The organism is Duganella kummerowiae, assembly GCF_053572355.1.
Genome location: NZ_JBKFEH010000009.1, coordinates 22,874 through 38,682, shown reverse-complemented (window position 1 = coordinate 38,682; position 15,809 = coordinate 22,874). Strand labels below are relative to the sequence as shown.

At 64.6% G+C, this 15,809-nt stretch carries 13 protein-coding genes; 7 read left to right on the top strand and 6 right to left on the bottom strand.

Annotation, left to right across the window (positions count from 1 at the left end; genetic code table 11):
* Positions 1–126 precede the first annotated feature (126 nt).
* Genes ACLB1G_RS11330 through ACLB1G_RS11310 form a run of 5 tightly spaced genes read left to right on the top strand, consistent with a single transcriptional unit; the run spans position 127 to position 6,001 of the window.
* Positions 127–2,727 (top strand): type VI secretion system Vgr family protein, encoded by a 2,601-nt coding sequence (locus ACLB1G_RS11330; RefSeq protein ID WP_491627313.1) that lies wholly within the window; start codon positions 127–129, stop codon positions 2,725–2,727.
* Between the two features lie 10 nt (positions 2,728–2,737).
* Entirely contained in the window at positions 2,738–3,535 is a 798-nt protein-coding gene (locus tag ACLB1G_RS11325; protein WP_491627312.1) for a DUF4123 domain-containing protein, read from the top strand.
* A gap of 18 nt (positions 3,536–3,553) precedes the next feature.
* The gene (locus ACLB1G_RS11320) at positions 3,554–3,811 is read left to right on the top strand and encodes a PAAR domain-containing protein (RefSeq protein ID WP_491627311.1); all 258 of its coding nucleotides are present in this window, start codon (positions 3,554–3,556) and stop codon (positions 3,809–3,811) included.
* 11 nt (positions 3,812–3,822) lie between these two features.
* Complete coding sequence (locus tag ACLB1G_RS11315) at positions 3,823–4,383, top strand: DUF3304 domain-containing protein (RefSeq protein WP_491627310.1); 561 nt, start codon at positions 3,823–3,825, stop codon at positions 4,381–4,383.
* Positions 4,337–6,001 (top strand): T6SS phospholipase effector Tle1-like catalytic domain-containing protein, encoded by a 1,665-nt coding sequence (locus tag ACLB1G_RS11310; RefSeq protein WP_491627309.1) that lies wholly within the window; start codon positions 4,337–4,339, stop codon positions 5,999–6,001. Before ACLB1G_RS11315 ends, ACLB1G_RS11310 begins: the two co-directional genes overlap by 47 nt.
* A gap of 1 nt (position 6,002) precedes the next feature.
* Here ACLB1G_RS11310 and ACLB1G_RS11305 read toward each other — a convergent pair whose 3' ends face one another.
* From ACLB1G_RS11305 to ACLB1G_RS11280, 6 genes are all read right to left on the bottom strand, one after another.
* Positions 6,003–7,310 carry a septal ring lytic transglycosylase RlpA family protein gene (locus ACLB1G_RS11305; RefSeq protein ID WP_491627308.1) on the bottom strand — a complete coding sequence of 436 codons (1,308 nt, stop codon included), beginning with the start codon at positions 7,308–7,310 and terminating at the stop codon, positions 6,003–6,005.
* Between the two features lie 7 nt (positions 7,311–7,317).
* Complete coding sequence (rodA, locus tag ACLB1G_RS11300) at positions 7,318–8,430, bottom strand: rod shape-determining protein RodA (protein WP_491627307.1); 1,113 nt, start codon at positions 8,428–8,430, stop codon at positions 7,318–7,320.
* 10 nt (positions 8,431–8,440) lie between these two features.
* On the bottom strand, positions 8,441–10,492 hold the full coding sequence (gene mrdA, locus ACLB1G_RS11295; RefSeq protein ID WP_491627306.1) for a penicillin-binding protein 2: 2,052 nt from the start codon (positions 10,490–10,492) through the stop codon (positions 8,441–8,443).
* A 14-nt stretch (positions 10,493–10,506) separates the two neighbouring features.
* Positions 10,507–11,019 (bottom strand): rod shape-determining protein MreD, encoded by a 513-nt coding sequence (gene mreD / locus ACLB1G_RS11290; protein WP_491627305.1) that lies wholly within the window; start codon positions 11,017–11,019, stop codon positions 10,507–10,509.
* Entirely contained in the window at positions 11,016–12,383 is a 1,368-nt protein-coding gene (gene mreC / locus ACLB1G_RS11285; RefSeq protein ID WP_491627304.1) for a rod shape-determining protein MreC, read from the bottom strand. Before mreC ends, mreD begins: the two co-directional genes overlap by 4 nt.
* A 92-nt stretch (positions 12,384–12,475) precedes the next feature.
* Positions 12,476–13,519 carry a rod shape-determining protein gene (locus tag ACLB1G_RS11280; RefSeq protein WP_072789105.1) on the bottom strand — a complete coding sequence of 348 codons (1,044 nt, stop codon included), beginning with the start codon at positions 13,517–13,519 and terminating at the stop codon, positions 12,476–12,478.
* Positions 13,520–13,825: 306 nt separating this feature from the next.
* Here ACLB1G_RS11280 and gatC point away from each other — a divergent pair, with 306 nt between their 5' ends.
* Entirely contained in the window at positions 13,826–14,128 is a 303-nt protein-coding gene (gene gatC / locus ACLB1G_RS11275; protein ID WP_491627303.1) for an Asp-tRNA(Asn)/Glu-tRNA(Gln) amidotransferase subunit GatC, read from the top strand.
* A gap of 133 nt (positions 14,129–14,261) precedes the next feature.
* Entirely contained in the window at positions 14,262–15,734 is a 1,473-nt protein-coding gene (gene gatA, locus ACLB1G_RS11270; protein WP_491627302.1) for an Asp-tRNA(Asn)/Glu-tRNA(Gln) amidotransferase subunit GatA, read from the top strand.
* Positions 15,735–15,809: the final 75 nt, after the last annotated feature.

Sequence of the window (15,809 nt, the reverse complement as noted above, 5' to 3'; positions counted from 1 at the left end):
GACTTCAGTTAAAACCAATGGTTGAAAATCCGGGCGCCAAGCGCGTGCTGCGCTGATACGCGTCAAAGGTGGATGCCGCTCCGCGTGGCACCATGGTCAGTCTGCCCCGACTGATGGAGAGCCCCGATGGAACGCGATATCGACCTGGTCGACATCCTGCGCATCCCGCGCGAACTGATCACCAGCCACCGTCCCCTGCGGCTGCTGCTGGACATCAGCGGCGGGCCGCGCGACGACATCCTGCTGCCCCAGCACATGGTGGGCGAGGAAAGCATCTGCGGCGGTTTTGAATACCGCGTGCTGTGCGTGTCCACCAGCGCCTGTTTGCCGCTCAAGCGGCTGATCGGCCTGCCCGTCACGCTGGAAATCGTCACCGACCGGCGCGAGCTGCGGCTGGTGTGCGGCATCGTCACCGAGGCCAGCGCGGGCGACAGCGACGGCGGCCTGGCCGGTTACCAGATCGTGCTGCGCGACATGCTGGCCATCCTGGAGCGGCGCATCAATACGCGCGTGTTCCGCTGCATGAATGAAATCGAGATCGCGCTACAGATATTGAACGAATGGCGGCTTTCCAACCCGCTGCTGGGGACCGGCTTCCACTGCGAAGTGGACGCCATCATCACGGACCGGGACTATCCCAAGCGCGAATTCACCATGCAGCACAGCGAATCGGACGCCGCCTTCATCCGGCGCCTCTTGGCGCGGCGCGGCGTGGCCTGGTTCTTCCGTCCGCAACCGCGCGACGAGTTTCCCTATCACGTGATGGTGCTGGTGGGCGGCCCGGCCAGCCTGGATGAAAACGCGGCCGCCACCATCCGCTACCACCGCGACGACGCCACCGAGCAGCGCGACACCATCACCTCCTGGAGCGCGGTGCGCGTGCTGCGCCCCGGCCGGGTCGGTCGCCACAGCTGGGACTACCGCATGCCGCTGTCGCCGGACTTCATGTGTTCCGAGGCCCGCACCAGCGCCAGGCAGGGATCGCGTGGCGACGATCTTTCGGCCGGCATGGACGACTACCAGGTGCTGCCGCCGCACAGCGGCGCCGGCATCGACGACCTGGCCCGGCTGGGCAATATCCGCCTGCAGCGCCACGAGTTCGAGACCAAATGCTTCCACGGCGAAGGCAGCGTGCGCGACCTGTGCGCGGGCCAATACTTCACGCTGGAGGGACACCCCGAGATCGACCGTCATCCACCGCAGGAGCGCGAATTCGTGGTGACGGACATGCGCATCGCCGCGCGCAACAACCTGCCCACGGCGCTGGCCGAGCGCATCGAACGGCTGTTCCTGCCCAGCCGCTGGAGCGAACCGGAGGCTGCGCTGGCCGAGCGCGTGGCCAAGGGCCCGCTGCGTACTCAAGTGCAGTTCACGGCGGTAAGGCGCGGCATTCCCATCGTGGCCGCCTACGATGCGCGCACCGACCTGCCGCCAGTGCAGATGCAAAGCGCCATCGTGGTCGGGCCCCAGGGCGAGGAGGTGTATTGCGATGACCTGGGGCGCGTAAAAATCCGCTTCCCCGGCACTCGGCCGGAGGACCACGGCAACGGCCGCGGCGCTGCCGACAGCGACGAGGATTCGGCCTGGGTGCGGGTGGCCAGCAGCTGGGCCGGGAATGGCCCCGGCAGCGGCGCCCAGTGCGGCTTCCTGGGCCTGCCGCGCGTGGGCACCGAGGTGCTGGTGGCTTTCATGGGCGGCGATCCGGACAAGCCGGTGATTGTCGGCCAGCTGTACAACGGCGCAGGACTGCCGCCAGCGCTCGGCCGGGGCGAACTGCCCGAGAACCGCTATTTGTCTGGCATGAAAAGCCGGGAGGTGAATGGCGGCCGCGCCAACCAGCTGCGGTTTGACGATACGCCGGGGGAGATCAGTGCGCAGCTGGCCAGCGACCATGCCGCCGCCCAGCTGAACCTCGGCTTGCTGGCGGCATCGAGAGCCGGCGCCAAGGCCACCAAGCGCGGCCAGGGCGCGGAACTGCGCAGCGACAGCCAGGTATCGCTGCGCGGACAGCAAGGCGTGCTGATTACGGCGGAAACAGGCGATCCGGACGGCCAGCATCACCTCGAAAGGCCGGAACTGATACGCATTGCAGAAGGCCTGGAAAAAATCGCCCGCGAATTGAGCGACAGGGCTGGGCAGGCGGCAGGCCAGGAACTGCCAGCATTGCTGGACAGCCTGCGCCAGCTGGCCGACGGTGGCACGCCGATGGTTGCCGTCAGCGCTCCCGCAGGCCTGATCGCCACCAGCAGCGGCAATGCCGTACTGGGCGCGGGGACCAGTGTGGACATCATCAGCGGCGGTCCTGCGCGGCTGGCGTCGGGTGAGACCACCTCCCTGCGCTCGGTGCAGGAAATGAGCCTGTACGCCAACGAGGGCGGTGTGAAGGTCACCGCCGCCAGCGGCCCGGTCACGGTGCAGGCGCAACACGACCAAGTCACAGTGCTGGCGCAAAAGGTGCTGGAGCTGATCAGCAATACCGACTGGATCACCATCAAGGCCAAGCACGGCGTGCGCATACATGGCGGCGGCACCGAGCTGGAACTCAGCGCGGGTGGCATCAAGGGCTACACCGCGGGCAGGCACGAGATGCATGCGGCCGACCATCAAACCTTCCCCGCGCAAGGCCGCAGCGCGCAATTCGCGGGCGACCAGCCCGTTTCGCGTATCTGCGTGCCCTGCCTGCTGATCGCCGCCGAAGCCCACAGCGCCTTCGCGCTGCCGAAATGAGAGCATGCCCATGACTTCCTACCTCTTGGCCGACACCACGCTGCTCGGTGATCTAAACCACCGTCCGTGGCTGAAGAAGAAACGGCCGCCGCGCTGGATAGCGCCGATCTACGGGCGGGACGCGGCGCATGTCAGCCCGGTGCTGATCGACATCGAACGCGCGGTGCAGGCGGCGCGTGTGGCGGAAATGATGGAGCTGATCAGCAAGCGCCGGCCGCAACTGGGTGTGTCGCTGATCGAAACGGAGCTCACGCTGGACCAGTTGCTGCAGCACTTGCGCCAGTTCATCCACGTCTGCAAGGAGGACGGCGCCAGGCTGACGCTGCGCTTTGCCGACTGCGTGGTGCTGCCGGCGCTGGCGGCCATCTTCACCCCGGCCCAATGGGCGGCGCTGGTGCGGCCTTTCCAGAGCTGGAAGGTACACGGGCGCGATGGGCAGCTCATCCGCTTGCCGTCAGCCAATTCCGAAGAAACGGTGGCGCTGCCGCTGGTGGTCAGCGACACGCAGATCGCCGAGGTGGCCGACGCCCTTGGCACCGACCAGTTGCTGAGCAACCTGCGCAGGATGCGGCCGAAAAAGGCGGGCGAGTACGACACGCTGGAAGCCTTCCAGCAGGCCGACCTGGCGCGCCGCATGTGGCGCATGGCCGGGCAGACCGACGCCACCGCCCTGCTGCTATTCGTCCGCGACGTGTTCGACACCCAGGGCCGCATCCTGCGGCTGCCGGTCATGCTGAAGATCCTGGAGCAGAAGAATCTCGAGCACGTCAGGAAAGACCTGCAGCGGGTGGTCGCAGCGCAGTACTAACTTTCGAAGGAGTGAAACATGAAAAACAGCAAAGGACGCGGGGTGATCCGGTTCGGAGACAAAACCTCGCACGGCGGGAAAGTGGTGTCGGCACAAGCCGCCTTCAAAGTGCTAGGCAAACCGATCGCGGTCGATGGCGACATGGTGTACTGCCCGAAATGCAAAGGCACCTTTCCGATCCAGGTGGCCAGGGGCGAGCGCTACCACCATGGCAAGGCGGTTGCCTACGACGGCGACACGACCGCCTGCGGCGCTGAACTCATTTCTTCGATATGAAAGGACACATCATGAAACTGGTCGGGACAATGATGGCTTCGATAGCTGTAGTTTTGCTCTGCTCGTGTTCAACATTGGACGATCAAGAAAACTATTCCTACGCAGCTCCGATAGTCGGCGTCCACCACCTTGGCAAAAACTTCAGCATCAACGTATTTTTTTTAAACAAAGGTGGTGGTGGCAATGTCGACCGATATGGAGGAGGCACAGGATATCTTTGCTGCATATTAATTCCGAAAAAATGGCATAACCATTTAACAGCAGAGGTTCGGTGGAATGTTAGAGAATGGGAGGAAGGCCAACCAAAAATAAAGAAAGAAACCATTTACATTGCAACTGTTCCGGTAGAGGCCTATGAAAAGGTCCATGCTGTGTATGTTCACTTCTTAAAAGGTGGAAAGGTCCGTGTAACCCCCAGTTTTTACACCCCTAGAAATCCGATGCATCCAATTCAGCCTGAGAAATTAGGCGAAGATTTGGCCACAACTGGCAAAGAATTCGAAAGGATGTTTAGCGATGCGGAGCTTGAAGTTTTTCGCAAAGAAAGGGAAAAAAGTGCAGCCTTTCGATAACACAATTTCCGGATCCGTCCATCCACCGGAAATCAGCAGAAAACATTATCTTGCTGTTTGCGATGCGAGCAACTGCGAGTTGAATATCGAACTAGGAATCTTTTTTGATGGCACAGGAAACAATCTAAACCGAGACATTTATAACCACTCAGAATCCAACATTGCTAAACTTTATCAAGTTTATTCGAGCTCAAAGGCAGATAAAGTCTACGTTCCCGGTGTTGGCACAGAATTTCCTGAAATTGGAGAAATTAAAAAACTAACATTGGGGGCGGCAATTGGCAAGGGCGGTCAAGCGAGAATTATTTATGGACTGCTAAGCTTGATTAATTCCGTTTTCGACAAGACCTTGTCGAAAGTGGGATTGTCGTCTGAAGAAATCCTCGCACTATGCAGTCCTGGTCAAGCAAGCAGCCCGCAAAAAAGACTTCTTACATCACTGGGCACCGCGAAGATAGCAATCGATGGTGAAACCCTGTGGCTACCATTCCTGCATAAGCAAACTAAAGCACTCAAGGAGGCCTTGGCAGCGGCAGGCAAGCCCGTAATCAAAGAATGCGTTCTCGACGTGTTCGGGTTCTCGCGCGGTGCAGCCGAAGCCCGTGTATTTTGCAACTGGCTCTTGATGCTGACCGAAGAACAGCAGTTTGCTGGCATCCCAATCCGAATACGTTTCCTCGGCCTGTTCGACACCGTGGCCGCGGTCGGCACTTCGGATGGTATCTCCGGAGCCGTGCTCGACACTACCGGCGGCCATGGCGACTGGGCGCAGAGCAAGCATCTGCGCATTCCAGCCGAGGTCGAAAACTGCGTACACATGGTGGCGATGCATGAGCTGCGCCGGAACTTCCCGTTGGACGAGGTGACTGTGGACGGCGTGCTGCCGCCTAATTGCACCGAAGTCGCCTACCCCGGCAGCCATAGCGATGTGGGCGGCGGATATGCGCCCGGTGAGCTGGGAGTCTCGAAGGAAGACTCGCTCAAGCTTTCGCAGATTCCACTCAACCATATGTTCGAATGCGCCGTGGCCGCCGGTGTGCCGCTGTCCAGGGAACTGGACCCGCAATCGTTTGCCATCAGCCCCGAGCTGGCGCAGGCCTACCGGCAGTTCCTCGCATGCTCGCCACCAGGTCCGCAGCGCATCAGCGACTGGACGCTGCCCTACCTCGTGTGGCGCTGGCAGCAGCGCCACAATTACGCCAAGCTGGACCACGTGCGCAACGCCAGCGAAGAGGACCGCAAGCACTTGCTGGAAGCGAATGCCATCTTCGTCCGCGATGGCGAACGCATGAAGCTGTTTGGCGACGAGGTGATATCGGAACAGTTCGTCAGCGATGCGCGGTCCAGGAGGCTTAACCTCAAGGGCAACGTGCCGCGCCAGGAAGCGATCACCTATCTGGAAGCGGAAGCCTGGGAACTACGCAACCGCGTGCTGGCCGCGCGCCCCGTCGAGCCGGAGCTGGGCGCCTTCTTCGATCACTACGTCCACGACTCGCTGGCCGGCTTCCGCAGCGCCGTAAAAGAATCCACCGGCCATTGGCGCTACCGCCGCAAGTTCCAGGGCTACGACCAGCCTCTGCTCAGCCAGAACCCCGGCAACAACGCCAAGGCAGCGTGATTCAACGCTGCACCGGAATCGGCTTCAGGCCCAGCGAACCGGGCAGCGACTGCGCCGCCTGCAGGGCGTCCTGGCGGCTCGCATAGGGGCCGCTGAACAGGCGGAACACGGTGCCGCCCTGAACAACTTCCAATGCACCCAGCGCCTGGCCGGTTTGCGTGGCCAGCTTGCTGCGCGCCGCTTCGGCGTTTTCCGCGCGCGAATAGGCGCCCAGCTGCAGGTAGTAGCCGCCTTTGGCCGCAGCCTCGGCGGGCGCTGCGGCGGCTGGGCTGCGGTCGGCCAGCATCAGGGCTTCGATGTCGGTTTGCGTGGCGCTGGCCACGACCGGCGCGGCGGCCGCTGTGGACTGCGCGGAGGTAGCGCTGCCCGTAGCCGCCACAGGCGCGGGCACGGCGCCGGCGGCAAGCGCCACACCTGCGGCCGGGGTTCGGGTGACGGGAGCCGCAGTTGCTGGCATGCTGCTCGCGGCAGGCGCCACGCCGCCCAGCGAGGACTGCGGCACCGCGCTGGGCGACAGCACCAGCGGCTGGTTGGCGATGCTGTTGGCCGACAGCGCGCCGGCCTGCGACGGCAGGCGCGGCGCGGCCGGCGCAGTGCGCGTGATCAGGCGCGCCGGCGTGCTGGTACTGACGCCCCCCTTGGTCGCCAGCATGCGGTCTATCTCGTCCGGCAGGATGCGTTCTATCTGCAGCTCATGGCTGCCCTTGCCCAGCAAGCCCAGTTTCAGCGCCGCCGTGTACGACACGTCGATGGCGCGGTCGGAATGGAAGGGCCCGCGGTCGTTGATGCGCACGATCACCTGCGCCCCGCTCACCAGGTTGGTCAGCCGCGCATACGAGGGGATAGGCAGGATGGGATGGGCCGCCGTCATCTTGTACATGTCGTACAGTTCCCCGGACGAAGTGCGCTGGCCATGGAACTTCTTGCCGTACCAGCTGCCGATGCCAATCTGCGTGTAGGGCTGGTTGTCGGTCAGCGGCGTGTAGGTCTTGCCGAACACGGTGTACGGGCGGTTGGCGCGCGGAATCGGCGCGTCGTTGCGCACGTCGGCGTCCGGCACCTTGTCCAGGTTGGGCGGCGGATTCTCGCCCGGGCCGTCGTCCTGGTAATAGCCGCCGCGTCCCGATCCGGCGGGCGGCAGTACCGGCACGGCCGGATCCGGCTTGGCGGTGGATGGCTTGGAGGCGGACGGCGCCGGCTTGTGCACCGGCGCTGGAGACGTCGTGGGCGCCACCGGCGCGGTGCCGCAGCCCACCAGCGCCAGCAGCGCCAGCCCCGCACACCATCCAGGCAAGCGTTTGGTCAGCATGGCGTCCTCAGGTCTGCACCAGCTTGCGGTGGCGCTGTATGCTCATCAGGATGCCGGCGCCCAGACCCAGGGTCAGCAGCGCGGTGCCGCCGTAGCTCATGAATGGCAGCGGCACGCCCACCACCGGCAGGATGCCGCTCACCATGCCCATGTTGACGAAGGCATAGGTGAAATAAATCATGGTGACGGCGCCGGCCAGCAAACGGGTGAAGAAGTTGGGCGCATTGGCCGCGATCATCAGGCCGCGCCCGATCAGCAGCAGGTACAGCACCATCAGCACCAGGTTGCCGACCAGGCCGAACTCCTCGGAATACACGGCAAAAATAAAATCGGTGGTGCGCTCAGGGATGAATTCCAGGTGGGCCTGGGTGCCATGCGTCCAGCCCTTGCCGGTGATGCCGCCCGAGCCCACGGCAATGGTGGACTGGATGATGTGGAAGCCCTTGCCCAGTGGGTCGGAGGACGGATCGATCAGCGTCATGACGCGCTCGCGCTGGTAGTCGTGCAGCACCGACCAGATCACCGGCAGGCTGGCCGCCCCCATCACGAACAGCGTGGCCAGCGCCTTCCACGACAGCCCGGCCAGGAAGATCACGCAAAAGCCGGCCGCCACCACCAGCAGCGCCGTGCCCAGGTCCGGCTGCTTGGCGATCAGGCCCACCGGAATGGCCAGCAGCACCGCCGCGATCACATACGAGTGCCACTCCAGGTGGCCGGAGCGCTGCTGGAAGAACCAGGCCAGCATCAGCGGCATGGCGATCTTCATGAATTCGGACGGCTGGATGTCTATCCCCACGTGCAGCCAGCGCCGCGCGCCCAGCTTGATGGTGCCGAACAGCGCCACCGCCACCAGCAGCAGCACCGCCACCACGTAGACCGGCACGGCGATGCGCATCATGAACTGCGGCGAGACATTGGCCACCACCCACATCACGAAAAAGCTCATGCAGATATTGCGCACCTGGTCTTCCATCTTGCCGGGTATGCCGATGCTGGCCGAGTACAGCGTGATCATGCTGACCGTCAGCAGCATCAGGATGATGACGAACAAAGGCCCGTCGAACACGGTGAAGTAGGGCCGCAGGCGGCGCCACAAGGAACGCCTTTCGTTGATGGGCATGATGCCTTCCTTATTGTTTCTTGCGTACCGGGTTGGCCGGTGGCGGCGCCTTGGTCACGTCCGGCTGGGTCGGCGCCGGCGCCGGCTCGGGCTGCGGCTGGCGGCGCGCCTCGCTGGCGGCGGCGGCTTCCTCCACGTCGGCCGGTTCCTCGACCGGCGCCAGCACCTCGGCATCTTCCTTCGGCACCTTGGTGGTTTCCTTGTCGGCCGGGCGTTTGCCCAGCAGGTAATAGTCGAGGGCCTTGCGCGCGATGGGCGCGGCAATCTCGGCGCCGAAACCGGCGTTCTCCACCACCATGGCCACCACGATGCGCGGCTTGTCGGCCGGCGCGAACGCGGTGTACAGGGAGTTGTCGCGCAGGCGCTCGGCCAGCTTGGCGGCGTTGTACTTCTCATTGGCCTTGATCGCCACCACCTGCGCGGTACCAGTCTTGCCTCCCGAGGTATAGCCGGCGCTGGCGAAGGCGCGGTAGGCGGTGCCGCCCGGTTCGCTGTTCACGCCCACCATGGCGCTCTTGATGATATCGATGTTGTCCTGCTTGAGCGGAATGCGGTAGCTCTCGGTCGGCACGGTCAGTTTGCGGGCGCGCGTGACGCCGTCTTCCAGGATCTTGACCAGGTGCGGCTTCATCACCACGCCATCGTTGGCCAGGTTGGCCATGGCGTGCGCGATCTGCAGCGGGGTATAGGAGTTGTAGCCCGAACCGTTGCTGACCGAGATGGTGTCGCCGCCCACCCAGCGTCCGGCATTGCCCTTGAAGCGCTTGCGCTTCCATTCCTTGGACGGCAGCACGCCGGTCTTTTCGTTTTCCAGGTCGATGCCGGTCTTCTCGCCAAAGCCGAAGGGCTTCATGAAGTCGTGGATGGCGTCGATACCCATGTCATTGCCGAGTATGTAGTAATAGGTGTTGCAGGACACGATGATGGAACGGCGCATGTCCACCGTGCCGTGGCCGCCCACCTTATCGTCGCGGAATTTGTGGCCGCCCAGGTAAAAGAAGCCGGGATCGGCGTAAGCCTGGCTGGGCGTGCGCTTGCCCAGCTCCAGCGCCGCCAGCGCCATGAAGGGCTTGAAGGTGGAGCCGGGCGCATAGGTGCCGGACAGCGGCCGGTTCACCATGGGACGGTCCAGCGAAGTATTGAGCTCGTTCCAGCTCTGGGTATCGATACCGTCCACGAACAGGTTGGGGTCGTAGCCGGGCCGCGATACGTAGGCCAGGATGTCGCCGGTGGACGGCTCGATCGCCACGAAGGCGCCGCGCCATTCGCCAAACGCTTCCTCCACCACCTTTTGCAGCTCGATGTCGATCGACAGGATCAGGTTGGCGCCCGGCTTGGCCGGCGTGCGCGACAGGGTGCGCACCGCACGTCCGCCGGCCGACACTTCCACTTCCTCGTAGCCAGTGGTGCCGTGCAGCTGGCGCTCGTAGCTCTTTTCCAGGCCTTCCTTGCCGATATGGTCAGTGCCGTTGTAGTTGGCCGCGTCGTCGGTGGCTTCCAGCGCCTTCGCTTCGGCGCGGTTGATGCGGCCGATATAGCCGATCACGTGGGAAGCGGTCTCGCCCAGCGGATACTGGCGGAACAACCGGGCCTGGATCTCCACCCCGGGGAAGCGGAAGCGCTGGGCCGAGAAGCGCGCCACTTCCTCGTCGGTCAGGCGGGTGCGCAGTGGCACGCTCTCGAAGTTCTTGGATTCCTCCAGCAGCTTCTTGAAGCGCTTGCGGTCCTTGATGTCGATCGCCACCAGCTTGGCCAGTTCATCGATGGTCTCGTCCAGCGTGACGTGCAGCTTGGACGGCGTGATCTCCAGCGTGTAGGCCGAGAAGTTACGTGCCAGGACCACGCCGTTGCGGTCCAGGATCAGGCCGCGATTGGGCTGGATGGGAACGATGGCGATGCGGTTTTCCTCGGCCTTGGTGGCGTAGTCGCTATGCTTGACCACCTGCAGCCAGATGAAGCGCGCCAGCAGCAGCGCGAAGCAGAAGAACACCAGCCCCCCCAGCGCCGTCAGGCGCAGGCGGAACAGGTGCAGTTCGCGTTCCGTGTTCTTTATTTCGGTCATGCGTGCACTTCAGGTCAGATCGGGCGCGTGTGGTCGCGGTCCACGGCGCGCCGCTGCGGCGCCAGCAGCAGCCAGGTGACGGTCGGCCACAGCACGGTGGCCACCGCGCTTTCGATGAAGTAGAACCAGCCGGGGAAGCGGCTGGACACGATCCAGCGCACGATCAGTTGCACCGACTGCGCCAGCAGCAGCAACGGGAACACGTGCATGGCCTGGGTCCAGACGGGGAACCACAGCACGCGCCGGTGCAGCATGATGGCGAAATAGGAGAGGATGGTGTAGGCCAGCGCGTTCTCGCCCAGCAGGGTGGAATCGTGCACGTCCATCAGCAGGCCGAGGAAGAAGGCGGTGCCGATGCCGACCTTGCGCGGCTGGTGTATGCCCCAGAACACCAGCAGCAGCGCGACGAAGTCGGGCGCGCCAATGAACTGGCCCCAGGGCAGCAGGTTGAGCAGGAAGGCGCAGAACAGGCTGAACGCGATGAACAGCGGGCTGACCGGCAGGAGGATGTAGTGCGGACGATTCATCGTGCCGGCTCCTTGGACGGTGCGGCCGCCGGCGCCTGGGCGGCCGGCGGCGTGGCGGGTTTGGTTGCTGGCGTGCCGGCGGCCGGCTTGGCCACAGCGGCGCCGGTAACGCCAGGCGCGCCGGCGACGGACGGGTGGGCGGCGCCGGTGGCAACACCGGGCGCAGCCGTAGCGGCGGCGGGCTTGGCCGCTGCGGCGCCGGCGCCGCCAGGGGCGGCGTTGGCAGGGTTCGCGGCGGACGGAGTGGCGCCGTTGGCTTCATGCGGCGCGGGCTGTGCGGCAGTGGCTGCGGCCGGCTTGGGCTGAACCGGCATCAGGCCCGGCCCGGCGGCGGCCGGGACGGCGCCGCCATTGGCCGGGACGGCGCCGCCATTGGCCGGGACGGCGCCGCCGTTGGCCGGGGCGGCGCCAGCGGCAGGCGCGGCGCCGGCGGCAGCATCGGCGCCCTCCTTCGGCGGCTCCTTGATGGGCGCCATGCGGTTGTTCTTCTTGAGCGGTTTGCTGTCGTCCTCGGGAGGTCGCGGCGGCAGCTCCGGCGTCGAGGTCAGTATCAGCAGTTGGGTGTGGTTGCCAATGCCGGCCAGCGGCTGGCACAGTACGCCGCCAAACCTGCCGCCGGCGCCGTTCTCCACCTGGGTCACGCGCGCCACCGCCAGGCCGGCAGGATAGACCCCATCCAGGCCCGAGGTGACCACGATGTCGCCGATCTGGATATCGGCATTGGGCGCCATGAAGCGCAGCTCCAGCTGGCCCGACTTGCCGCGTCCATAGGCCACGCTGCGCAAGCCATTGCGCAGCAGCTGCACCGGGATGGCCTGCTCCTTGTCGGTCAGCAGCGTGACTTCCGAGGTGAACGGGAACACCCGCGTGACCTGGCCCACCACGCCCTGGTTGTCGATCACCGGCAAGCCCAGGGCCACGCCCTGCTGCGTGCCGCGGTCGAGGATGATCTTGCGGCTGTTGACGTCGCGCGCGTCGTACAGCACCTCGGCCAGCATGGACTTGACCGGAACCTGCTCGCGCGCATCCATCAGCTTGCGCAGCTGCTTATTCTCCATGGCCTGGAGCTGGGCCTGCTGCAGCAGCTGGGCGCTGGCGATCTGCTGCTGGCGCAGTTCGCGCACCTGTTTTTCCAGCGCCGCCTGCGAGGAAAAATAATCGCCCACGCCGTAGATGGCGTCGCGCGGCAGCAGGGCCGCGCGCTGCAGCGGATTGAGCACGGTGCCGACCACCGTGCGCACCACCGCCAGCGCGCGCACGCGCGAGTCGGCCAGCAGCAGCGCAACTGATATGCACGCGAACACCACCATCTTGACCCGGGCCGAGGCGCCTTGCTTGAACAGTGGCGGAGGACTGTATTCCATGACTTCCCAAAAATCCGGCGCTCGCGCGCCAACGAACGGTATGGTCTTGCCTAACGCAGCGGGGCCGCTGTTGGCGGCCCCGTCTGGTCAGATCATTCGTAGGAGAAGATCGAGCCCAGTTGATCCATCCGCTCCAGCGCCATCCCGGAGCCGCGCACCACGCAGGTGAGCGGATCTTCCGCCACCAGCACCGGCAGCCCGGTTTCCTCCATCAGCAGGCGGTCCAGGTCGCGCAGCAGGGCGCCGCCGCCGGTCAGCATCATGCCCTTTTCGGCGATGTCGGCGCCCAGTTCGGGCGGGGTCTGTTCCAGCGCGTTCTTGACGGCCGAGACGATGTTGTTGAGCGGGTCGGTCAGCGCTTCCAGGATCTCGTTGGACGAGATGGTGAAGGAGCGCGGGATGCCCTCGGACAGGTTGCGGCCCTTGACTTCCATTTCCTTGACCTCGGAACCGGGGAAGGCTGAACCGATGGCCTTCTTGATCGCTTCGGCGGTCTGTTCGCCGATCAGCATGCCGTAGTTGCGGCGGATATAGTTGACGATGGCTTCATCGAACTTGTCGCCGCCCACGCGCACCGAACCCTTGTACACCATGCCGCCCAGCGAGATGATGCCCACCTCGGTGGTGCCGCCGCCGATGTCCACCACCATGGAGCCGGTGGCGTCCGAGACCGGCAGGCCGGCGCCGATGGCGGCCGCCATCGGCTCCTCGATCAGGTACACCTGCGAGGCGCCGGCGCCCAGCGCCGATTCGCGGATGGCGCGGCGCTCGACCTGGGTCGAGCCGCACGGCACGCAAATGATGATGCGCGGCGAGGGACGGAAGAACTTGGAGTCGTGCACCATGCGGATGAACTGCTTGAGCATCTGCTCGGTGACGGTGAAGTCGGCAATCACGCCATCCTTCATGGGGCGGATCGCTTCGATATTGCCGGGCACCTTGCCCAGCATTTGCTTGGCCTCCTTACCGACGGCCTGGATGGTCTTTTTGCCGTTCGGGCCGCCTTCCTGGCGGATCGCGACAACCGAGGGTTCGTCCAGGACGATGCCCTGGCCGCGTACATAAATCAGGGTGTTGGCCGTGCCCAAGTCGATGGCCAGATCGGAAGAAATATACCTGCGTAAAAAACCAAACATGAGTATCCTGTGGCGCCCTGTGCGCGGCGCGTAACCGTTGAAAACAATCTCCGTAGGCACGTCGCCCATGGGCGCCGCGCTGAGTATCCCCGACGCGGTGGCGGCGATGATTCCGCGCCAGCAACGCATCAACCCGCCATTCTACCTTATAATTTGAATGCTATTTGCCCTATATCCCGCCAAAAGTGCATTGCTTCAGCCCGCAATTTAAGCGGCATTCGGAAGCTTTTGGCAGGAATTGGCAGCCTGTTCAAGTATTTATCAATATAACAACCAAACCCGCGCGGCAGCGCCGCGCCATACGCCATGTCCCTGACCTTATCCGACGTAAAACGCATCGCCCACCTGGCCCAGCTGGAAATGAGCGACGAGAAATCCGGCACCGCCCTGGACCAGCTGAACGGCATTTTTGCGCTGGCCGAGCAGATGCAGGCGGTCGATACCGACGGCGTCGCCCCGCTCAGCCATCCGCTGGCGGCGCACATGAATAACATCGCCCTGCGCCTGCGCGAGGACGCGGCCACCGAACCCAACCGCCGCGACGCCTACCAGGAAGTGGCGCCCAAGACCCAGGATGGCCTGTACCTGGTGCCGAAAGTGATCGAGTAAGGCCGTCGCTCCCGCACATGCGGGAGCCCATGCTGAGCTGGCCGCCACGCTCAGCATGGATTCCGCAGTGGCGGACCACCGCCTGCGCGGGAATGACGACGTAGCTGCCGCCGAACGAATAAACTGAACTGTCATGCACACTAAAACGATCAAAGAATTATCCGCCCTGCTGCAAAGCAAGGCGATTTCCGCCACCGAACTGGCCACGATCTACCTGGACCGCATCGAAAAGAGCGACCTGAACGCCTTCCTGCACGTGGACCGCGCCCTGACCCTGGCCCAGGCCGCCGAGGCCGACGCCCGCATCGCGGCCGGTACCGCCACCCCGCTGACCGGGGTGCCCATCGCCCACAAGGACATCTTCGTCACCAAGGGCTGGCGCTCGACGGCCGGCTCGAAAATGCTGGCCAACTACATCAGCCCCTTCGACGCCACCGTGGTCGAGAAATTCCAGGCGGCCGGCATGGTCACCCTGGGCAAGCTCAATTGCGACGAATTCGCCATGGGCTCGGCCAACGAGAACTCGGCCTTCGGCCCGGTGAAAAACCCGTGGGACAAAAATGCCGTGCCGGGCGGCTCCTCGGGCGGCTCGGCCGCCGCCGTGGCCGCGCGCCTGGCGCCGGGCGTGACCGGCACCGACACCGGCGGCTCGATACGCCAGCCGTCCGCCTTCTGCGGCATCACCGGCATCAAGCCCACCTATGGCCGCGTGTCGCGCTTCGGCATGATCGCCTTCGCCTCCTCGCTGGACCAGGGCGGCCCGATGGCGCAGACCGCCGAAGACTGCGCCCTGCTGCTCAATGCCATGGCCGGCTTCGACGAGCGCGATTCCACCAGCCTGTCACCCGAACTGGGCGGCGTCGAGGAAGACTTTACCCGCGAGCTGGGCCAGCCGCTCACCGGCCTGCGCATCGGCGTGCCCAAGGAATACTTCGGCGAGGGCTTGTCGAAAGACGTGGAAGACGCCGTGCGCGCCGCACTGGCCAAGTACGTCGAGCTGGGCGCCACCCTGGTCGATATCTCGCTGCCCAACACCGCGCTGTCCATCCCGGCCTACTACATGATCGCCCCGGCCGAGGCCTCGTCCAACCTGTCGCGCTTCGACGGTGTGCGCTACGGCCACCGCGCCGAGGGCTACAAGGACTTGCAGGACATGTACAAGAAAACCCGCGCCCAGGGCTTCGGTCCCGAAGTCCAGCGCCGCATCATGGTTGGCACCTATGTGCTGTGCCACGGCTACTACGACGCCTACTACCTCAAGGCGCAAAAGATACGCCGCCTGATCGCACAGGACTTCGAGAAGGTGCTGAACGGTCCGGACGCTGTGTGCGACGTGATCATGGGCCCGGTGGCCCCGACCGTGGCCTGGAACCTGGGCGAGAAGTCGGACGATCCGGTGGCCGCCTACCTGGCCGACATCTACACCCTGTCGACCAGCCTGGCCGGCTTGCCCGGGATGTCGATCCCGGCCGGCTTCGGTAACCAGGGCCGCCCGGTCGGCCTGCAGATCATCGGCAAGCACTTCGGCGAGGCCAGGCTGCTGAACGTGGCGCACCAGTACCAGCTGGCAACCGACTGGCACACCCGCGCCCCGGCAGGCATTTAAGGACGTCATTCCCGCGCAGGCGGGAATCCATGCTGAGCATGGGCTCCCGCCTGCGCGGGAGCGACGGGTCAACAA